This window comes from Bacillus sp. CCNWLW194, from assembly GCF_037120585.1.
GTDB lineage: Bacteria > Bacillota > Bacilli > Bacillales > Bacillaceae_G > Bacillus_A > Bacillus_A basilensis.
The window spans coordinates 229,389-249,056 of record NZ_JBBBBL010000004.1 but is presented as its reverse complement, the minus strand read 5'-3'; the positions used below and the strand labels follow the sequence as shown (position 1 = coordinate 249,056).

Genomic DNA, 19,668 nt, shown 5'->3' with positions numbered 1-19,668 from the left:
TTCATTCATATAAAAATGAAGAGAATATGTAAAAACATATCTTGTTGCAACATCCATCAATAAAACGCATAACCATTATGTTTACACCTCTCTTCATTTTGTTTAGTAGTTTAATTCTTTCATATAATCGACATTTGAAATAGAAATCAAATCTATACCTACCCATTCACCATTATCTCTATGTATATTGACTTCAAATTCTCCCTTTGATGTAAAAACATATAGTTTTTTCCATCCTAAGAAAGATTTTTTCGTTCGTTCAACATCAAATAATATCTCTTTCTGTGAAATTGACAGGTTATGAGCTATTACTTCTTTTAACTCTGTAAGCTCTTCTTTTCGTATGTAATGACTAAATACGACAATGCCAATCAATAGCATGATTAAGAAAATGATTCCAATTATAGGAGATAAACGAAAAATAGCTATAATCAACCCAACTATGAGCCCAAAGACCATTAGAATTTCTGCTATCATTATTGATTCGACTCCTTCATGAAATCAACATCAGATACTTGCTCTAACTCAATATCTTTCTTATCTACATCTTTAATCTTTACAATGAATTCTCCTCTGGAAGTGAAAATTCGAAAGTCTTCGTATTTCCATGAAGATTCACCTTTTTCTCCGAAATCATAAATCACTTCATCTTTTGTAATCCTAAGCTTCTGTGGTATATCAGACTGCAAATCAGTAAGAAACTTTTTTCTATTATCTTTAGAATCAGAGTGAACTACCCAAACACCAATTATTATAATCGTGCATGTAATAACAGCCATAATAATTGGAAAACAGTAGAACAATGCTCCTAAAATTGCCAAGACACCAAAACAACCTACAATTCCTTCTCCATCATCCATTAGCTACCCCTCCTATCTCATATATTTAATTCATCTATGAAATTAACATCCGATACTTGGCTTAATTCAATCCAATAGAAGTTGTTATATTCAATTCCTAACTCCAGAATAAATTCTCCTTTTGAAGTAAATATTCTATAGTTTCCAGGTCTCAAATAAGTAGCGTTCATTTTGTTTAAATCAAAGAAAATTTCGCTCGTTGATATGTCTAATCTATTAGATATGGATTCTTTCACATCACTAACTTCCATATAAGAATCTGTAATCATACACCATATAGAAAATAGCAGACAAAGTCCCAAAACTACTACTATCGTTATAATCGGGAATAAGCAAAACAATAGAGAAAGCATCGGTATTCCAATGAAAAAAAGTACAAGTATCATATTTTCATTTGGCACTAAAATCTCTCCTTACAAAAACCTCCCTCCTACTATATAAGAGAGAGGTTTTTCTTTAACTTACGCTTCTTTTGTTAGTGCAACTTCTTTAGACTCTTCACTTGCCATTTGAGCTTTTAAAGTTTCTAATTCAGTTTGAATTTCTTCACTTACTTCATTTGCTTTAATTTCTTCAAATTCACGTTCTACATCTGATTTTGTAATAATAGAGTGAACGTCTTCTTTTGCAGAAATTAAAGATTCTTTCTCGTCAATTTTTCTCTCGATTTTACCAATTTCAGTTAGAGTGTTTCCTCCATCTAAATCATGGCGAATCTCTTGAGCTGTTTTTTGAGCTTGTGCTCTGTTATTCTTAGCAATAAGTAATTGTTTTTTCGTTTCGGCTTTTTTCATTACTTTTGTCAAACGTTTTAATTCATCTTTTAATGACTCTTCTTGTCTCTCGGCCGTATCTAAGCTCAATTTGATTTCATGAAGAATCTCCTCTTCATCTTTCTTTTGCTCTAAGAAATCAGTAGCAAGTTTATCATTCCCTGCTTTAATAGATGCTTTCGCTTTTGCAACTAAGTCATCACATTTTTTCAATTGAGCTTCATAGTCTTTTGAAACCATTGCTCGTGAGGAAATAGCTTTCGCAGTTTCAATCTGTACTTTTTCATACTTTGTTTTACTTTCTGCAATTAATTGCTCTAACATCACTTCAGGGTTTTCTGCTTTTGTAAGCCATTTATTAAAATACCCCTTACAAACATTTTTAAAGCGAGTTACTAAACCCATCTCAATCACACTCCTACATATGTATTTTTCCTTGCTATGGTTACATTATAGAATATTTTATTTACTATTGTCAATAAAATATAAACGCTTTATACTTTAGTAAAAATAAAAAAGAATGTATCACGCTACATTCTTTTCTTTACATAGTTGATATTTTATATTTTCAATCATGACAAAATCTCCTTGCCAAACCTCATCTAACGTTACAAGACCTGTTTCTAAAACTAAACTATCTTCATACGAAACATCTGGAACTACTATTTCCTTATATGAATCTAAAGTAATACAAAAAACATTTTTAGGCTGTATAGATTCATTTACAATCCAATGCTCATTCGTATACATTGCATCAGGAACAAAACCTTTTTGATATAGTGTCGATGGAAAAATTAAATTCTCTTGATTTACTAAATCATTTGTATCAAACTCATAAACCGTAATCACTTTATTATCATGTAAACTTAATGACTCTCCACCCCAAGGAACCGCAGATAAACATCCTTCAATAGTCGTAGAGACACAAAAACGGGCACTGGTACAATCTTCTTCTGCCAATCGCATTTCTTCCTTTGGAACTCTTGGAGCAAATACATTCGTTTTCTTATTGTCTAAAGAAACATGGTACACCTTCATTTATACACACTCCCTATCTAAGTTTATTTCACGCAATAAAATACCTAATTTATAAATAACTACCTATTATAGATGGTTGTGTGTCTGTTTATATCTCTAAATAAGTCTAAATTTCTTTTGATGTTAGTCATTTTTTATGCTTATAAAATTATGAATCTCTTATCTTCTGCATATAATATGAGGATAATTTATAAAACAGGTATTTAACTAATTTATTTAACAGGGAGAGAATTATAATGACAAACACAACAACAATTATTGAACAAGGTACAGAAACTAAGAAGGAAGTTCGTGTTATCAAATGTACATCTGATATGAAAATTAACTTTGTTTGCTTCGATGCAACAAAAGATGAAATGTCAGTTGCACAATTTATGGAGCGTCAACCAGTTTTCTTATTTAATGACCCAATTCAACGTGATTCTGTTTGGACTGTTGAAAAGAAATCTTTACTAATTGTTTCAATCTTAGAAGAAGTTTCAATTGGTGAAATTAAGACGCAAACAATTCGTAAAAGCAAGAAAAAATTCAGAAATGTTTTAGATGGAAAACAACGATTAACAACAATTCGTGACTACATTCGAAATCGTTACGCTCTTAAAGATTCATTTGTACAGTGTTTTGATGTTGAAAATGAAGGTGAAGAAGTGCTTATGGACGTTAGTGGTATGTACTTCAGAGATTTACCAGAACAATATCAAAATCGTATTATGGCTTTAATTCTGGATATTAAGAGTTATGAGGATTTAGATGACTCTAAAAAATCCGACCTATTTAAGCGTTGGAATAATGGACAGGCATTGAAACCTTCACAAATTCGTAAAGCTATGATGTCTTATGAATTACTTCATGCTATTGCGGAAATGAAGGAGTTAGAATTTACACAAGCGGGATTTAGTGCGAGTGGTCTTAAAAATGATAATCATTCAGATATGTTACTAAAAGCATTATGTGTTTTAAAAACCCAAAATAACACTGCTTTAGATAGCAAAACAATTGATGGGTTCCTTAATCAAGATGCCTTCAAAACAGAAGACATTCAGGAATTGAAAGAACTTACAAACTATCTAAATGAATCATTCAAATTTATGGATGAAAAACATGCTAAAAAATCATTTGGTGCTTCAAAATCTATAACTTTAATCTTTGTTGCAAAACAAGCAATGAAAGATAATTGTTCACATGAAGACTTCGCTAAATGGATTCATGCAGTATTCGTAAAAGACTACAATCACATTGGATACGCAACAACTTCTGGTACTACTAAGTTAGAATCAGTAAAACGCAAAAACTCAATTGGCTTAGAACATTACACAAAATTCTTTGCTAAGTAATATGCATTAGAGGGACATTCAATAGAATGTCTCTTTTTTATTCCATTCTATTTATTTACTGTTCTCTAAGCATAAAAAAAGCAGATGCCACTATAATGACATCTGCATTCAAAAAGATAAGATATAGGGTATCTCGTCTTCTTCATTATACCTTATTATGTATATAAAAGCATTATTTTACATATAAAAAGGAGCCATAATAGCTCCTTTTATTAACTTGCTTTTTTAGTTAACTGCACTGTTTCAGCGACTGTAGCAATTGCTCCTACGCTATTCATCATATCTGTTGGAATGACTAATTTATTTGCAGGACCATATGCCATTTCTTTATTAGCTTCAATCTGCTTCCATCTTAATACAGCATCAATATTATCAGATTGTGTAATTGCTTCATTGATTCTAATGATTTTTTTCGCCTCTGCCTCTGAAACAATTTCAATAGACTCAGCCTGTGCTTGTGAATTCAGTAATGTTGCTTCTTTTTTACCTTCTGCTAAACGAATACTTTCTTCTTTCTGTGCTTCCGCATTTAAAATACGAGCTGATTTATTACCCTCTGCTTCTGCGATTTGACTTTCTTTATGACCTTTAGCTCGCAAGATTGAAGCTTCTTTTTCGCCTTCAGCTTTTAAAATACCTTCTCTTCGCAAGCGCTCTGCTTGCATTTGAAGTTCCATAGCCTCTTGAATTTTTGCAGGAGGAATGATGTTGTTAATTTCAACAGATAAAATTTTAACTCCATAACTATCTGTAATCTTATCAACTGTATTTAGCAAATCGCCATTTAGTTTGTCACGATTCTTAGAAACATCATCTAAATCCATATCCCCTACAATGTTACGAACGTTTGCAATGGTGGAATACACGATTCCATCTCTATAATTCTCAATGTTATACACGGCCGCTTTAGCATCCATAATTTTAAAGAAAACCACATTATCCATATGTATTGATACATTATCCTTAGTAATTACCTTCTGGGGTGCAATATCAATAATTTGTTGTTTCGTTGAAACCTTTGCACGAACAAAATCAATAAATGGAATAATAAAATACCACCCTGGTTCTAATTGACGATGGAACTTACCGAACCTCTCTACAATATAAACTTGACCAGTTGTAACAACTTTAATTGAAGAAATTACAACACCAAGTACAAGCAATCCAATAATACCAGCAATAATCATTCCCATGACTATTCAAACTCCTTCCATTACGCCATTTTCTTTAGCGTTTTCCTTTTTTTATACTCATTAAAATTAACGAGGTTTGAAGGACGAGTAGCTTGAATCATATTCAATTGTCTTTTTTGTTTCCTATCGTATCGAAAGTTCAAAACTGTTCGCACAATAAAACTTCCTAAAAAGAAAATTAATGCAACCATCGCTGATGTAGATATTGTTCCACCAAGAATAATACACATGTCTTTAGAAAACTCAACAATAGACTGAAACAAGTCTCATTCTCCTTCCTTCTTGATAAGCAATTTATTGCCTTTATATCCAAGAACAATAAAATTCTCACCTTTTTTTATAGGGCTTCCTTGATTAATAACAAACCAATGTGTATCACCAAGAGAAACTTGTTGCTCAACTTGTTCTTCAATTGCAACTGGAGATGTAAATGTTTTTCCCTCTAATGAATTTGAAGGTAGTTCACCCCCACTATCCCTTGCAAAAATGCGTCCACGCAATGGATACATCATGCCTAAGATAAGTGTTCCAACAGTAAGAAATACTGCAATTTGAACAGTAACCGAAAAATCTCCTGCCAAGAAATAAGAAACAAGTGCTCCTATTCCAAATCCAAAAATAAGCAGTGTTCCTGAACATAATTCAATCACAATAAAAGCAAGCGAAACAAGAGCCCATACAATTTGCATGGCAATCAATCCATCACCCTCTTTCAATTGACTATAGTTAATATATTACAACAATATATAGACTATAGTCAATTGAAAAGTTTTAAAAAGTAGTTATAAATCAATTGACAGAATATTAAAACCCTCCGAAACATAAACCTATATACAAGCAATAAAAAACACTTACTTAAAGAATATTAATAATAATTAAATGCATTTAAACGGTTATTGACATTTGTACAGTAAATAAAAAAGCCATGCAGTTAAGATGGCTCAGTTATATGACCTATAAGGTTTTCAAAATTTCTTTTATCTTTTCTCTCTTCTTTTGTTCATTTTCTGTTATATTCTTTATTTCCTCGATTTCCTTTTTATCATTATACTTTACGATGTATGTATCTGTTTTACTTTTTGCAATCATAGAGGTGTCATCTGTTTGTTTTTCAATTGTCACATCTTTCTCCAAATTTTTCTCTATCTGTGCATGTAGCATACTGTCTTCCATTACAGGTCTAATAATTTGTATACATATAGGGCCCAATATAATGTAAACCCCTGCTAACGTCCATATAAATATAGCAATTCCATTGTTAAATCTTTTAATTACTCCCCCAATACCAATAATTGCTGTCAGAAAAAATATAAAATATGTAAAATCATTCAATTCATTTCCTCCTCTAAAGTTACGTTATATATTTTTTAAAAGTTCTTTTGTTTTTTCTCTTTGCTCTTTCTCTTTACTCTGACTTCCTGTAATACTTTTTATCAATTTAATATTGGTATTATCATTATAAGTAATTTCAAAGGTCCCTTCTTTACTATAAACAATCAATTTATCATCAGAAATATTTTCTTTTTTTATATCATCTCCAAAGATACGAGCCACTTTTTCTTCCACTAATTCTAAATTATGTGCTTTGTTCATCATAGGAATACTCAATGGACCCATTACTATAATACATATACTTATCAGCAGAGTTACAGGTGCTGGACTTTTTGTTACTTCTGCTTCAATCATTGCAATTATCACACTTAAAATGACTACAATAATATAAATAATTATAAGTTTTGTTAAAAAACTCATTGATTTTCCTCCTTCTAATATAGTCCTTATTTCTATTTTATTTTGACTATAGTTAATGTATAATGATGATATATTCAAAATAAACTATAGTCAATAAAAAAGGAATGATATAATTGAATAATCATAAGATGTTAGAAAAGAAGGTTTTAAATTACGCTTCATTAGGTGCAAATAGTAATAAATTTTATATTCTCGAATTACGAGAATTAGCAGATGGAACTTATATTGTCCACTCTGAATATGGTCGTGTAGGGAAGACACCTCAAACAGTGTCAAAAAACTGTGAGACACTTCCAGTAGCAAAGTCAAAGTTCAAAACGACATTGAGTCAAAAAATTCGTAAGGGTTACAAAGAAGTAGAATTAGATGTAAGCGGAAATTCTCAGAGCACAGTAGAGGTATCCAAAGATACGAAAAAAGAAGACTTGGACAAGGTAAAAGATAAAGTATTGCGTTTTATTGGCACACTTTATAAGTCTTCTACAAGTTACTTAGTAAAATCTATTCAAACACCTTTAGGTGCATTAAGTGGAAACCAAGTTGCAAAAGGACATGCTATTTTAGATAAGATTGAAGCATTGTTAAACTCTCCTAATAAAACAACTAAAGAGTTTGAAATTCTATCCGATGAATTTTACTCGATTATCCCCTTTGTATTTGGAACAAGAGTTGATTATTCAAACATGATAATTAATTCATTCCAACGATTAAATGACCGTAAAGACTTATTAGGCGTTATTGAATCTGTTGTAAAGGTACAAAATAGTTTAGAAAAAACATTAGATGATAAATACAAGGCTCTCGGTGTTAGTTTAAAAGTTTTATCAAAACGAACAAAAGAATATAAACGCATTGTAGAAAAAGTTATGTCTACAAAAGGACATAATCACCACTTTGATTTCGAGGTTCATGAAGTGTATGAAGTGGAAGATATGGCAGGATATAATTCTTTCAATCCTTATAATGTTTCAACAATGGAGTTATTCCATGGTTCTCGTAATGAAAACATCTTAAGTATTCTTCAGAGTGGATTAAAGGTAAAACCATCGTCTGCCGTTCACACAGGTTCGATGTTTGGTGGGGGTATCTATACTGCGGATTGTTCAACGAAGAGTGCTAACTATTGTTGGGGATTTGGAAGTCGTTCAGACAATGACTCACACTACTTATTCCTTTGTGATGTAGCAACTGGTAAAATCAAAGAATATGATTCTGCTCAGTCCCACTTACGTTCTGCTCCTTGGGGATACAACTCTGTAAAAGGTGTGAAAGGTAGACACTTATTACATAATGAATACATTGTTTACAAAGAAAGTCAGGTAAAGATTAGATATATTATTGAATTTAAGGCTAAACGATAAGAGAGAGTTTTTACTCTCTTTTTCATTTATTAAACTATATATACGAATAAAAAGACCACTTTAAAAGTGGTCTTTTACAGTTCAATGAAGATATCCTCATTGATTATTTTTATACTATTCTCATGGTTGTATTGAAAAATAGAAATCAAGAAACGAGATAGTATAGAGAATCCAGACTTGTTGCATATGACATAGTATTAGATTCTCAATCGTATACATTATTTTTGTACAAGCATTTGGGAAGACAAATACGTTGTACCTATTAAAATTTGAGTTTTTGTGCTTACCGATGTAGAACATTCATCTTATTTGTTTTTTTATTATCATGTTCTTAAGCACAAATTTATAATAACACTTTTATTAACTATAGTCAATAAAAAACAGATGGCTATATTGCCATCTGCTCTTTTTTATCTAATTGGTACGTTTATTGCTTTTTCACACATTAAACGGTCATTTCGATATACCCTGCACAACATTCTGTGAACACCTCTGTAGGAAGTTCTTTCTATAGCAGTCGGTCCTATCCTTTGATGAGTGATATCATCTCCACATTCATCACCCTGATTCATTACCGTCCACTGAATTTGAGTATAGTCAGTGAAGTTTGGATGAGCAATAAATTTCAACTGTCTTCCTTTTGGAATTTTACCCTTATACTCGTTGAAGTTTATTTCCACACCAGGAGCAAATAAAATTCGCATTTCCACATCTACTTGCTCTTTACTGTTCATGAAACGAGCACTTTTTTCGATGCTTTCATTTTCTTGAACCAATCCACCCCAATAAGAATGGTTAAAGAAGTTTTTCCAAGCGTTTATAGCATCTTGCTCTGTGCATTTCCCGTCAAACAATATATCCAACTTCTTAATATAACTCTCTAAGCGAGTATGCAAATTCTTTACTTTTTGATAATCCTTTGCTGTGTACATCAATGTTAACGTTTTATCTGATGGGTTATAGACTTCCTTGTCTTTAGCTAATCTATCTCTAATACCACAAATAGATTCATAGAAGGTCACATCTAATCTTTCATTAGATGATATAGCTTCAGAAGCTAATACGGACTGTATTAATCCACCTGGCATCGACCAACCATCATTTGATTTACAAAACATCTTAAGCAGTCGCACTACACTTCTCAGATTACTTTCAGATGCTTTGTTTTCTTTGTTAAACCAATTTGTTATAGCCCAAGGATTTCTACTTCTCCATTCACTTCCACAATGTTCATACTCATACTCCCCATTATCATTCTTAAATCTACGATAAATCGCAAAGTCAATATGATAACCACTGGCATATTCGATACGAATACAATTTGTCTTCTTTTCTGGTTCTGTACGAAATCTCGTGCATTTTCGCTTTAATGCATTTACAACGAAATCTTTTACCCTCTTTGTTGAATCAGGAATTTTATCCTTATCAAAAATAATGGCAACGTCAATATCATATTCGTTTTCATCATTTTGCGTAACAGTATGCATAGCAACGCTTCCCTGAACTTCATAACCCATTAATGCATAGTCCGTTCCATATTCAGCGTTGTATTCACTTAAACCGTCATTTAATCGTTCAATATTTTTCTCCATTTTATCTTTTAGCTCATCTTGTTTCGTTTGTTGTAAAACAACATGGTTCTTATAAAATGTATTGAATTTTGAACTTAAATTATACATGCCTTCCCCTCCTTCCTTATTTTATGGAGCCGTAATAAATGTTCCCTTGTTGCTTTTATTTACAATAAGTCCCCATCTATACGTTGGGTTTTCATACTGATAAGAAACAATTTCAGGCATACTTGTGTCATCTAACAATCTTCCTAATTCAAAAGGTACACAACTTTGAGAAGATATCAGTAGATGAACCCTTTGAATAGCATGATTTGATGTCTTTATATCTCTTATCGTATCGTAAATTTTCTTGACGTAACTATCTAATTGGTCTTTTCCGCTAACTAAGTTTTCATTAGGTGCGTCTACCTTTAGTTCTACTACTGGGACATTTCCAAACTGAGACGTATCTTGCGTTGAAATATCAAAAGTAATACTCACTTTTAATACAGCTTCTGTTACTTGCATATTCGCTAACGCTTGTAAATTTGTTTGCAAATTCAGTTTTTCGTAGTTTTTCTTGCTCTTATCTAACTTGTAATACTGCTGTGTAAATTTATTTCGTTCATAGAAATGATTGATTTCATGACCATCTAATATTTTACCTGCATATAAAATAAGCGGAATAGGAGCAATTCCCGTATAACCTCTTTTAACCTTTCTACTTTCATTTTTGAAAGCTTCCAGTTTAGGAACCAACTCTTCAGTAATTTCAGGGATTACGTCTTGCTCTGTTGCATTTCTTTGTGCTTTCTTGAATCGCTGAATGAATTCAATTTCTCTTTCTTTAAAATCAAATTCATTTAAATTTAGGGATTTCCGATTGTTTTCAATTCGATGGTCAGCATACCCATTAATGTTTAATATATAAATGCGGTTTTTCAATTTATATATATACCAAACACCAAGAGCAACAAAAGCAACCCCTGTAGCCAACTGAATATAATTTACATCAGTAGCATCGGTTAATGTCTTTGCTTGCGTTTTATCATTTGTGACTTTGATAATTGCCATGACGATTGAATATAACTTATCTACAAGCGTACCAAATGAGCCTGTAATTAAACCCAAGCCAAACGAGATAAACGTATGTCCTCCAAAAGTTTCTACGCCTTTTGTGCGGTTAAAAAGATAAAGAATTATCATAAAGAATGCAGAAACACCTAAAATAATCCCAAATGTTACAAGATTCATATTCTTATTAACCTCCTTCCTTTTAAAATATAAATATCCTTATGTAATAATGTAATTATTACGTTTTTCTATAATAGCAGAGATTTTAACATTTTCCAAAGCAAACGCTTATTGTTTTACACATTATTTTTTAAAAGTAAAATCTATAAAACTATGCAACTTACACACACAACAAATGGTAAAATATAGATATTAAGAAAGGATGTGTTTTGGATGGAGAGTTTTTTAAACAAAGTAGCAAACTACGATGTAAAGTTGGAAGCTAAATCATTAAATTATGAAGGATTACGGAATCATGCTATAACATGGCTTGAACAGACCTTGCCTGACGCAGAGATGGGCAGTACACCTAATTATAGTGATTATCCACTGATTACTCTTGAGTTGCGTAGCGAACCTACCAGTGATATCTATTCGCACCAGGTAGAATTAGATGTGTACTACAAGATAGACTATACAAAAAAGATACAAATTGATGAGAGAAATGATATCTACTATCGTATTCGCAGTGATATTTCAGGGTATGAGGTAGAAGTTGCTTATGTATCAATAAATAATATTAGCAATGCAGAAGAACGAGCAGTAAATATACTTGAAAACTTTTTGGACTACATGGTAAAACATCATATCCCTTCGTTACAATTAGACTAATCACTTTTTAAAGTAGCTTTATATAAGTTAAAAGTCCCTATTTTAGGGACTTTTTTGTTATTATCTCCCATCTTATAATCTAAAATATGAAGATAAGTTATAAAACAGGTTCTTTCAAAAGATGAATATAAAAGGAGATGTTTATGTTATGAGTATCGTTGTAACAACAAAATCACATTTAAAAAAGGTTCATGAAATTTCTAAAAAATATCCTGCTTTTAGTAGTTTTGTTCCAGAACAAAGACGAGTATTAGATAATATCCAAAAATACTCTCCTAATGCACATGGGAATGATGTGGCCATTGATTCTGCTGATATGAAATACTTCGAGGTAGAAGCACCAATTGATGCTTTGAACAGATTAATGAAGCTGTACGGTAAAGAAGAAATGATGCCATTAATGAGGAAAATGATGTACTTATAATCGAAAAGGTGGTTTTTAATATGAAAAAGATGGTCTTAATTGATATAAATGCTTCTGAAATTGCAAAGCATAATAGATACATTCAATTAACGAAAACAGGTGTTACAACTACAAATAAAAAAGAAAAAGCAACTTCATTTACAGAAGATAAGGCTGTTATATTTACTTCTTATAACGAAAATTTAAAATCAGAAACACGTTAATAAAAAAAGCATGTTAGTAATTATAACTAACATGCTTTTTTATTTTATCAATTCAATTCTGTTTGTATCGCATCTTTTATCATAATTTTATTCTCTTTTACATAGTTGAATATTTGAACCTCTTCTGATTGAGATAAACTATCAAAAGTTTGTTCTCCTTCGCTATCAATCCCTAATCCTTTATTTTCTGCTTCTTTTACATTTCCATCTAAATCCACTGTAACAGTTGTAAATGGGTTTATATATGCTTTCTCGTTCATATATTGTTGACTCCATTCAACATTAATCATAACATGTGCAAATCCCTCTTCTTTAAATACATTTACAAAAGCAATCCTCATAATTTCCATTTAAAAATCCTCCATTTAAATATAGTCTTTGTGACTACCTCATTTTTATATTTCACTTATTATATAAAACTATTATTTGAATTATTTCTCCCTTTTGAACTGCATATAATACATGAATTTATATAAAACAGGTCTTCAAAAGAAGAGATAAAAAAAGGAGAGATTTTTGATGATGAACAAATTTTTAGGACAAGTAGCAAAACATAATGTAGGTATGAAAGTAGAGTGTTTATCAGTAACAGAAATGCGAAACAAGGCACTTTCTTTTGTGGAACGTAATTTAGGAAGTAATTGTAAAGAACATTGTCCAAACTGCGGTGATTATACTTTATTTCATATTGAATTAGGTTCAGAACACGGTTTTGAAGAAGGGGCATCTGTTCAAATGGACGTTTTCTATGACTATGTAGAAGATAATAAAATTTCAGTTTCTTACCGTGTATTTATTGAAGTAAATGGAGAAATCGAATTTGATGAATGTATTTCACTTGGACTAAAAAACGCTGAACAAATTGCTTTAGAAGCGCTTGTAAAAGCTCTTAACAATGCGTTAAAACAGGAGGAATTAGGAATGAAAGAATTCTTAGGACAATTAACGGATTTAGGTGTGAAATTAGATATTAAAAACACGAATTTTAATGGACTTAAAGATATTGCAAATACATTTGTAACTGAAGATGCTTTATCTCCAGAGGACACCCCAACATATGGTGGGTGCGTACTAATGACTGTTCAATTAGATAAAAAACACGGTTTTGTAAATCCTGCTCATGTCTATTTAGATGTTTATTATGAAGTGTTAACTGATGGTAAACAGTTAATTGTAGTTCCTGCATACAGAGTATTTTCGAAAGTAGATAGTGTGGTTGTCCATGAAGACATCAAGTACATTCCTTTCAGCACAGAAAGTAATGAGCACCATGTTTTAACTGCTTTTATGGAAGTAGTAAACAAAATAATTCAAAAAGGAAAAGAAAATAAAGAAAGAATGGCTAAATTCTTATTACATACAGTTGTATTAAGAACAAATACTGGTCTTACTTTTTATGAAGCAAATGATTTAAGTGAAGTTGCTGATGAGTGTGATATTGAGGACATTCTTCGTATTTATGCAAAAGGAACCAATATTTCTCATGATGCATTAGCACAAATGCCAGATGACTTAAGAGGAAGATGGTTTATTTCTCATATTCATGATAATAGTGAACATCACGGATATGAATTTTCAACTGCAAAAGAAGTGAAAGATATGCTACCTGAATTATTAAAGAACGCACATACATGTGATGGTGATGAAGGTTATGTATTAGTATATCCTCCTCATGCAGTTCTTGTAAGCCTATAATCATAATTAAACCCCTCTCTTTTAAAGACAGGGGTTTTTCTTAGTATTTAAATAACATCGTAATGATTTGCCAACCAGTACCTACAGACCAAAACACTACATGGTCTCCTCTTTTAATTTGGTCACTTTGAATTCCTTTATATAGAGCAATAAACGGACTACTTGTTCCTGTATATCCAAATTCATCTCCTACATATACAAACTTAAGTTTATCTTCTCCTAACTTCTCTTGAATTACCTCGATGTTTTTTAGTGAAAATTGAGAGAAACAATACGAGCTAATATCTTCTTTTTCTAAACCATGTTTTGTTAGTAAAGATTTGATAGATGATACGGCAGGTGGCACACATACAGTTCCATCAAAGGGAATCCAATTAATCTGCATATCTTTTGGTTTGTTTTCTGGATTATATATATTTGATAGTCCACATGCAGGGAATAAAATATTATGAGCATCTTTGCTATCTGTGTAATACACGGAATCAATAAATCCTGTATCCTCTTCCACTTTTTCTAAAATAATTGCAGAAGAAGCATCTCCATAGTTTGGATAAGTGATTTCATCATCTGGATTACAATGAATCGAGTTATGGTCAGAACCTACAACTAATGCATGTTTTACATTCGGATTAGACATCATGTATCTACACGTTTGTTCCACTGCTACGAGCATTCCTGCACAATTTGAATTGGAATCCATACAAATCGTTTGAGCCTTACCCTGAATCTCTTTATGTACTAAAATCGCATTAGTAGGGAATGTATACTCTGGTGTTTGCGTTGAAAATACAATCATGTCCATTTCTTCCCCTGACATGTTTACTTGTCGTAACACTCGTTTCGTAGCTTCAATTGCCATCGTTAGTCCATTTTCATTTTTATCTTCAATGATATATCGACTTTCTCTTCCCATCATTCTTAAAAATCGAGAAATATCCTTTCCCTTTTCTGCAAAATGTTTTAAATAAAAATCGTTCGTTCGTGCTGTATTTGGATGATAAATATCAACAGCTTTAATTCTAATGTTTGTCAAAGCTATCTCCTCCTCTTGTTGTATATATTAAGATTATGTATTGTATTTCATTGCGAAACTTTTTATTACAATCATTTGTATGAGTATGCATAAAAAAAGAAGAGCGTCATGCCCTTCCTTCTTTCATCAAACTTCTTTGATTTCGTAATTTGCAAGACCTGTATTTTTTGCTACTCGATTTAATTGCATCTTTAGGATAGTGCTTTTCGGAGCAATCTTGAAGATTACCTTTGTAAATCCATCAGCGATATATAATTTATAACAATTCTCCAACATAGGTACTACATCTGCTGATGTTACATTTAGCTTTGTACAGTCTAATTCAATTACATATTCTTTAGGATTAATTCCTGCGATTTTTTGTTTGTAGTCTTTGATGAAGTTCGCTCCATCTTCAGATGACATACTTCCTTCAACAGAAACATGAAATACTTTTTGAATTCGATTTGCTTGTAATGTATATTTTCCCATAGTAGATATCTCTCCTAAATCTATTGTTTTGAATATTTCTTTATCTGGATTTAATATTATCACCAACTCGAAATTCAGTCAACAATTTTTTACTAAAAACTTCTATTCTATTTTTATTCAACCGTTTTCATATACTTTCTGAAATCAAAATGTTCATATCCAACCTCGTCCTCATCCATTAAATCTAATGATAAGTGAGTTACTGTGAAAGGAATTTGAATGTATACATTGACTTTAAAGAACGATATCGTTCCATCCTCTTTATTGTTAGCAATATTGATAATCTTTCCATATTGAAATTATTTTTCATCATTTATGAAAGGTAAGATATCTTCTTCATAATCTAAATCAATACTTCCTCCAACGAATCCACCATTAATCATCTTATATGAAAAAGCAAACTCATTATTGTCTTTATAGATATGAAAATTCAACGCTCCAAGTTTTAAATCCCCTGATGCAGTTGCATTACATAAGTTAATCATCTATGTAGCTCCTTTCATTTTTTATGAGGGTGAATAATACCTTGTTTCTTGTATATTTACGACATATGGTAACTGTTGTACTTCGTCTATATAGCTTTTCTCTATTAACACCTCAAAGAGTACAGTTTTTTCATCTGCTGATTTTGTCAAATCAGACACTGAAAAGCCCCTCATCTCTGCATATGCTCTAAATTCCTCTAAACTTTCTTTGTTTATTCGAATTGTCATTTCAGATTGATATTTAAACATACCTTCTTTCATGTCCTCTGTTATGATAATATCAAGCCCACGTTTTTCTCTGACATACTCCCAATTCACTCTGTTTTTAATGAATTGTGCAATAGAACGTGTTAATTCGAAATAATCCATTCTTCTTTTACAAGCCCGTTTGCTAATCATACAGCCATCTGCACCTGCAAAGACAGGTAATGAGAATACCTCTGTTTTCTTGTTTTTATCATCAATGACATATAAAACAACTTCATACACTATACCCACAAAACACTCATCTGCATCAGATGTTCTCATTCTGGCATTAACCTCAATACGAATAATATTCGAATTACTTAGATATTTATACAGTTTATCTAAACCATCTTGTACTTTATCAATGCTATTATTGAAAACTGTATCGCTTTTAAATTCCGTTAGTTTTTTCTGAGATTCTTTTAAATTCGCTACTTCTTCTTCCAATAATTCTTTTTCCTTTTTAACTTCTAAATACGATTTTTTATATGAACGCATCATTTTACTTCACTCCTCTATTCCGTTGTCTTTCATTCCACAACTTTGCATTCAATTTAATTTCCTCTAATGTTGTTATTTTGTCACGACTCATATATCTTTTATCTTCACCTTTTTGAATAAGTACAATATTCTCATTTACAACTTCCGTAACTTCATATTCAAAATCTCTTTGAATGTCAGGAAGTACCTTAGGTAATTCTGGATGATTTTCAGCAAAACCTATCATGAGATTAAATGTTAAATCACTATTATTTGTGATAAAAATCTTGTCTCCTACCCTTAAAGAGAGTTTTTTAATATCTTCTTCTATTAATTTTGCATAGATATTTACAGAATCTACTCGAATATAATAATGGTTTAACCCGTGCATCTTCACTAACTCGACTTTATCCGCAGTTCCTGATATAAATAGAATTTCTTGCAGTGCCCCATTAATCTCTTTTAAAAATCTTGCTCCTACACCCGAATACACTTCAATGACATCACAATCAACACGCCCTTGATAGCCAAATAAAACGTATTTAAAATCTGTAATGACCTTCTTTTCCCCTTGCTTTAACATCGCCATATTAATTCATCTCCCCTTTATTCTTTATTTGATTGGATTCATGTAAAAATAACTCTTTATTTAAGTGAAAAACACATTGTATAGCTTCCTTTATTTCTTCTTCTGTGAATTTCATTTTCTTCATACAATCCTTGCAAAGTAGCGATTCTTTAAACTCTTCATCTGAATCTAAATTCATAGGCTGTTTTTTATTGCAATTAGGACAAAATACGTGAAACCTTAAATCAATTAATCCCTTATTATCTGATAACCCTAAAAATAATCGAATACATTCTCTTTCAGGCAATCCAGTTAATTCAGAGAACCGAATGGGAGAAATCTTGTCAACCCCACGATAAATTACTTTTCGAATATATACTTCTATCATCGGCATAAGTAAATTTGGTGGATACTCATCCCTAAGAACTTCATTTTCCTCAAAGGATATATTTAATTGTTTCGACAGCATAAAAACACCTCTTTTTTTATTGACTATAGTTAATTATAACATTATTATTATGATTGCGAAATGTTTAAATGAAACAATTATACAACCCTTATACGGCACTATAATATAAGGTATTTAAGAGATATGGAATTTTAAAAAATTAATTTAAAAGGAGAAAATGATATGTTTTCATTAGAGCAATTAAATGAATTAAAAAAGTCGAATAAAGGAAACGAAATAGCAGAGGAATTGATTGCCAATATTGAGGTTTTACACAAAAGACTAAAATATGCTCATCGTTTTGCAAGACGAGACGATTGTTACGATGCTCCTTATGTAGAGGAAACATTGAGCGAAATGGATGGAGAAGGAATCGAGTTTAGTGAAGAACGAATGAAGAAGTTAGCTAAAGAAGATGCTTTTATTAAGTCTCAGGTAGAAAGATTGAGTCTTGAGATTGTTTTTAATACTTTTGTCTTGGGTGATTCAAACATGGAACGCATTTACAAAAGTTTATAACAAAAAAGAAGCTGTTTTTTCAACAGCTTCTTTTTTTAACCATTAGTCTACAAAACTAAATTCATATTCTAATATTTTGACTGTATCTCCATCTTTAGCTCCTCGTTCACGCAATGCTGAATCTACCCCCATATTACGCAATTGACGAGCAAAGCGTTGTACAGATTCGTGATGTGAGAAGTTAGTCATCTTGAATAGTTTTTCAAGCTCTTGACCAGATACAACGAATGTCCCATTACTTTCTCTTGTGATATATAGCTTATCTCTATCACTTTCGAATTTATAGGTTACATTCCCAACTTCTTCTTCGTGTTGAGCAATAACACTTGATGGCGTTTTTTCTACCAAATCAGCTACTCTAAATAAGAGTTCTCTTATTCCTTTTTGATTCAGTGTTGATATAGGGAAAATAGCTATATCATCTTCTATTTCTTTTTTAAATATTGCTAAATTTTCTTCAGCATCAGGCATATCCATTTTACTGGCTACAATAATTTGTGGTAATGCAACTAATCGTGCATCATATTCTTTCAATTCATTAATGATTGTTTTGTAATCCTCATAAGGGTTTCTTCCCTCTACTCCAGACATATCAACCAAATGAACAATTACTTTAGTTCTTTCAATATGTCGTAAGAACTGATGTCCAAGTCCAACTCCTTGATGAGCTCCTTCAATCAGTCCTGGCAAATCAGCCATTACAAAGCTTCTATTGTCTTCTGTAGCTACAACACCTAAATTAGGTACTAATGTTGTAAAATGATAATCAGCAATCTTAGGACGTGCTTTTGAGACAACTGATAGTAATGTTGACTTCCCTACACTTGGAAAACCAACCAATCCAACATCGGCCATTACTTTTAAATCTAAAACAAGGTCTCTCTCTTCACCAGGTTCTCCATTTTCAGCGATGTTTGGAGCAGGATTTTTCGCAGTAGAAAAGCATACATTCCCTCTACCACCACGACCTCCTTTTACTATAATCGCTTCTTGTCCGTGAGTTACTAAATCAGCCAGTATTTGACCAGAAATTTCATCTTTAATAATTGTTCCTGGTGGAACTTTTAACATTAAATCTTCCGAATTCCTTCCATGCTGACGTTTACTCATACCATGTTGTCCATTATCTGCTGAAAAGCGTCTTTTATAGCGGAAATCCATTAACGTTCGAAGTCCCTCATCTACTACAAAAACTACATTTCCTCCATTTCCGCCATTTCCACCCGCAGGACCACCGTTCGGAACATACTTTTCACGTCTAAAGGATATCATTCCGTTCCCGCCGTCTCCACCTTTTACACTTATCTTTGCTTGTTCTATAAACATT

The 19,668-nt window shown here is 31.7% G+C and carries 27 protein-coding genes; 7 read left to right on the top strand and 20 right to left on the bottom strand.

The window, feature by feature from the left end; genetic code table 11:
- Positions 1-102 precede the first annotated feature (102 nt).
- The 5 genes from V7S50_RS10845 to V7S50_RS10825 form a co-directional block, all read right to left on the bottom strand.
- Entirely contained in the window at positions 103-477 is a 375-nt protein-coding gene (locus V7S50_RS10845) for a hypothetical protein (RefSeq protein WP_086877223.1), read from the bottom strand.
- The gene (locus V7S50_RS10840) at positions 477-860 is read right to left on the bottom strand and encodes a hypothetical protein (protein WP_336376018.1); all 384 of its coding nucleotides are present in this window, start codon (positions 858-860) and stop codon (positions 477-479) included. The genes V7S50_RS10845 and V7S50_RS10840 overlap by 1 nt, the downstream gene beginning before the upstream one ends.
- Positions 861-877: 17 nt before the next feature.
- Positions 878-1,261, bottom strand: a complete 384-nt coding sequence (locus V7S50_RS10835) for a hypothetical protein (protein WP_336376019.1) — start codon at positions 1,259-1,261, stop codon at positions 878-880.
- 60 nt (positions 1,262-1,321) lie between these two features.
- Positions 1,322-2,038, bottom strand: a complete 717-nt coding sequence (locus V7S50_RS10830; RefSeq protein ID WP_336376020.1) for a PspA/IM30 family protein — start codon at positions 2,036-2,038, stop codon at positions 1,322-1,324.
- 120 nt (positions 2,039-2,158) lie between these two features.
- Positions 2,159-2,671: a hypothetical protein gene (locus V7S50_RS10825; protein WP_336376021.1), complete on the bottom strand. Its 513-nt coding sequence runs from the start codon at positions 2,669-2,671 to the stop codon at positions 2,159-2,161.
- Between the two features lie 236 nt (positions 2,672-2,907).
- Between V7S50_RS10825 and V7S50_RS10820 the strand changes: the two genes are divergently transcribed.
- Entirely contained in the window at positions 2,908-4,005 is a 1,098-nt protein-coding gene (locus V7S50_RS10820; RefSeq protein ID WP_336376022.1) for a DUF262 domain-containing protein, read from the top strand.
- 212 nt (positions 4,006-4,217) lie between these two features.
- On the opposite strand, the gene V7S50_RS10815 is transcribed toward V7S50_RS10820, so the two are convergent.
- From V7S50_RS10815 to V7S50_RS10795, 5 genes are all read right to left on the bottom strand, one after another.
- Positions 4,218-5,198 carry an SPFH domain-containing protein gene (locus V7S50_RS10815; RefSeq protein ID WP_336376023.1) on the bottom strand — a complete coding sequence of 327 codons (981 nt, stop codon included), beginning with the start codon at positions 5,196-5,198 and terminating at the stop codon, positions 4,218-4,220.
- Between the two features lie 20 nt (positions 5,199-5,218).
- A complete protein-coding gene (locus V7S50_RS10810) occupies positions 5,219-5,461 on the bottom strand; it encodes a hypothetical protein (RefSeq protein ID WP_240522588.1) in 243 nt (80 codons plus the stop codon).
- Positions 5,462-5,464: 3 nt separating this feature from the next.
- Complete coding sequence (locus V7S50_RS10805) at positions 5,465-5,887, bottom strand: NfeD family protein (RefSeq protein WP_242306522.1); 423 nt, start codon at positions 5,885-5,887, stop codon at positions 5,465-5,467.
- A gap of 265 nt (positions 5,888-6,152) precedes the next feature.
- A complete protein-coding gene (locus V7S50_RS10800) occupies positions 6,153-6,530 on the bottom strand; it encodes a hypothetical protein (RefSeq protein ID WP_336376024.1) in 378 nt (125 codons plus the stop codon).
- A 24-nt stretch (positions 6,531-6,554) separates the two neighbouring features.
- Positions 6,555-6,950 carry a hypothetical protein gene (locus tag V7S50_RS10795; protein WP_336376025.1) on the bottom strand — a complete coding sequence of 132 codons (396 nt, stop codon included), beginning with the start codon at positions 6,948-6,950 and terminating at the stop codon, positions 6,555-6,557.
- A 113-nt stretch (positions 6,951-7,063) separates the two neighbouring features.
- On the opposite strand from V7S50_RS10795, the gene V7S50_RS10790 reads away from it, so the two are divergent.
- Positions 7,064-8,311, top strand: coding sequence for a WGR domain-containing protein (locus V7S50_RS10790; RefSeq protein ID WP_336376026.1), 1,248 nt, complete (start codon positions 7,064-7,066; stop codon positions 8,309-8,311).
- A 410-nt stretch (positions 8,312-8,721) separates the two neighbouring features.
- On the opposite strand, the gene V7S50_RS10785 is transcribed toward V7S50_RS10790, so the two are convergent.
- Together V7S50_RS10785 and V7S50_RS10780 are read right to left on the bottom strand one after the other, a co-directional pair.
- Positions 8,722-9,990, bottom strand: a complete 1,269-nt coding sequence (locus tag V7S50_RS10785) for a cyclic GMP-AMP synthase DncV-like nucleotidyltransferase (RefSeq protein WP_336376027.1) — start codon at positions 9,988-9,990, stop codon at positions 8,722-8,724.
- A 21-nt stretch (positions 9,991-10,011) separates the two neighbouring features.
- Positions 10,012-11,118: an SAVED domain-containing protein gene (locus V7S50_RS10780; protein WP_336376028.1), complete on the bottom strand. Its 1,107-nt coding sequence runs from the start codon at positions 11,116-11,118 to the stop codon at positions 10,012-10,014.
- A gap of 213 nt (positions 11,119-11,331) precedes the next feature.
- Here V7S50_RS10780 and V7S50_RS10775 point away from each other — a divergent pair, with 213 nt between their 5' ends.
- The 3 genes from V7S50_RS10775 (at position 11,332) to V7S50_RS10765 (ending at position 12,396) form a co-directional block, all read left to right on the top strand.
- On the top strand, positions 11,332-11,769 hold the full coding sequence (locus V7S50_RS10775) for a hypothetical protein (RefSeq protein ID WP_336376029.1): 438 nt from the start codon (positions 11,332-11,334) through the stop codon (positions 11,767-11,769).
- Positions 11,770-11,917: 148 nt separating this feature from the next.
- Positions 11,918-12,193, top strand: a complete 276-nt coding sequence (locus V7S50_RS10770) for a hypothetical protein (protein ID WP_000029650.1) — start codon at positions 11,918-11,920, stop codon at positions 12,191-12,193.
- Between the two features lie 20 nt (positions 12,194-12,213).
- The gene (locus V7S50_RS10765) at positions 12,214-12,396 is read left to right on the top strand and encodes a hypothetical protein (RefSeq protein WP_336376030.1); all 183 of its coding nucleotides are present in this window, start codon (positions 12,214-12,216) and stop codon (positions 12,394-12,396) included.
- 47 nt (positions 12,397-12,443) lie between these two features.
- Here V7S50_RS10765 and V7S50_RS10760 read toward each other — a convergent pair whose 3' ends face one another.
- The gene (locus tag V7S50_RS10760; protein ID WP_336376031.1) at positions 12,444-12,746 is read right to left on the bottom strand and encodes a hypothetical protein; all 303 of its coding nucleotides are present in this window, start codon (positions 12,744-12,746) and stop codon (positions 12,444-12,446) included.
- Positions 12,747-12,915: 169 nt separating this feature from the next.
- Here V7S50_RS10760 and V7S50_RS10755 point away from each other — a divergent pair, with 169 nt between their 5' ends.
- Positions 12,916-14,091: a hypothetical protein gene (locus V7S50_RS10755; RefSeq protein WP_336376032.1), complete on the top strand. Its 1,176-nt coding sequence runs from the start codon at positions 12,916-12,918 to the stop codon at positions 14,089-14,091.
- Between the two features lie 40 nt (positions 14,092-14,131).
- On the opposite strand, the gene V7S50_RS10750 is transcribed toward V7S50_RS10755, so the two are convergent.
- The 6 genes from V7S50_RS10750 to V7S50_RS10725 all read right to left on the bottom strand — a co-directional run bounded on the left by V7S50_RS10750 (position 14,132) and on the right by V7S50_RS10725 (position 17,843).
- Complete coding sequence (locus tag V7S50_RS10750) at positions 14,132-15,124, bottom strand: 3-oxoacyl-ACP synthase III family protein (protein ID WP_336376033.1); 993 nt, start codon at positions 15,122-15,124, stop codon at positions 14,132-14,134.
- 126 nt (positions 15,125-15,250) lie between these two features.
- Positions 15,251-15,595 carry a hypothetical protein gene (locus V7S50_RS10745; protein WP_000521666.1) on the bottom strand — a complete coding sequence of 115 codons (345 nt, stop codon included), beginning with the start codon at positions 15,593-15,595 and terminating at the stop codon, positions 15,251-15,253.
- A 299-nt stretch (positions 15,596-15,894) separates the two neighbouring features.
- Positions 15,895-16,080, bottom strand: coding sequence for a hypothetical protein (locus V7S50_RS10740; protein WP_336376034.1), 186 nt, complete (start codon positions 16,078-16,080; stop codon positions 15,895-15,897).
- Positions 16,081-16,101: 21 nt separating this feature from the next.
- Complete coding sequence (locus tag V7S50_RS10735) at positions 16,102-16,827, bottom strand: hypothetical protein (RefSeq protein WP_336376035.1); 726 nt, start codon at positions 16,825-16,827, stop codon at positions 16,102-16,104.
- Between the two features lies 1 nt (position 16,828).
- Positions 16,829-17,395: a hypothetical protein gene (locus V7S50_RS10730; RefSeq protein ID WP_336376036.1), complete on the bottom strand. Its 567-nt coding sequence runs from the start codon at positions 17,393-17,395 to the stop codon at positions 16,829-16,831.
- A gap of 1 nt (position 17,396) precedes the next feature.
- The gene (locus V7S50_RS10725) at positions 17,397-17,843 is read right to left on the bottom strand and encodes a hypothetical protein (RefSeq protein WP_336376037.1); all 447 of its coding nucleotides are present in this window, start codon (positions 17,841-17,843) and stop codon (positions 17,397-17,399) included.
- Between the two features lie 162 nt (positions 17,844-18,005).
- On the opposite strand from V7S50_RS10725, the gene V7S50_RS10720 reads away from it, so the two are divergent.
- Positions 18,006-18,341 carry a hypothetical protein gene (locus V7S50_RS10720; RefSeq protein WP_336376038.1) on the top strand — a complete coding sequence of 112 codons (336 nt, stop codon included), beginning with the start codon at positions 18,006-18,008 and terminating at the stop codon, positions 18,339-18,341.
- A 42-nt stretch (positions 18,342-18,383) separates the two neighbouring features.
- On the opposite strand, the gene obgE is transcribed toward V7S50_RS10720, so the two are convergent.
- Entirely contained in the window at positions 18,384-19,667 is a 1,284-nt protein-coding gene (gene obgE, locus V7S50_RS10715) for a GTPase ObgE (RefSeq protein ID WP_336376039.1), read from the bottom strand.
- Position 19,668: the final 1 nt, after the last annotated feature.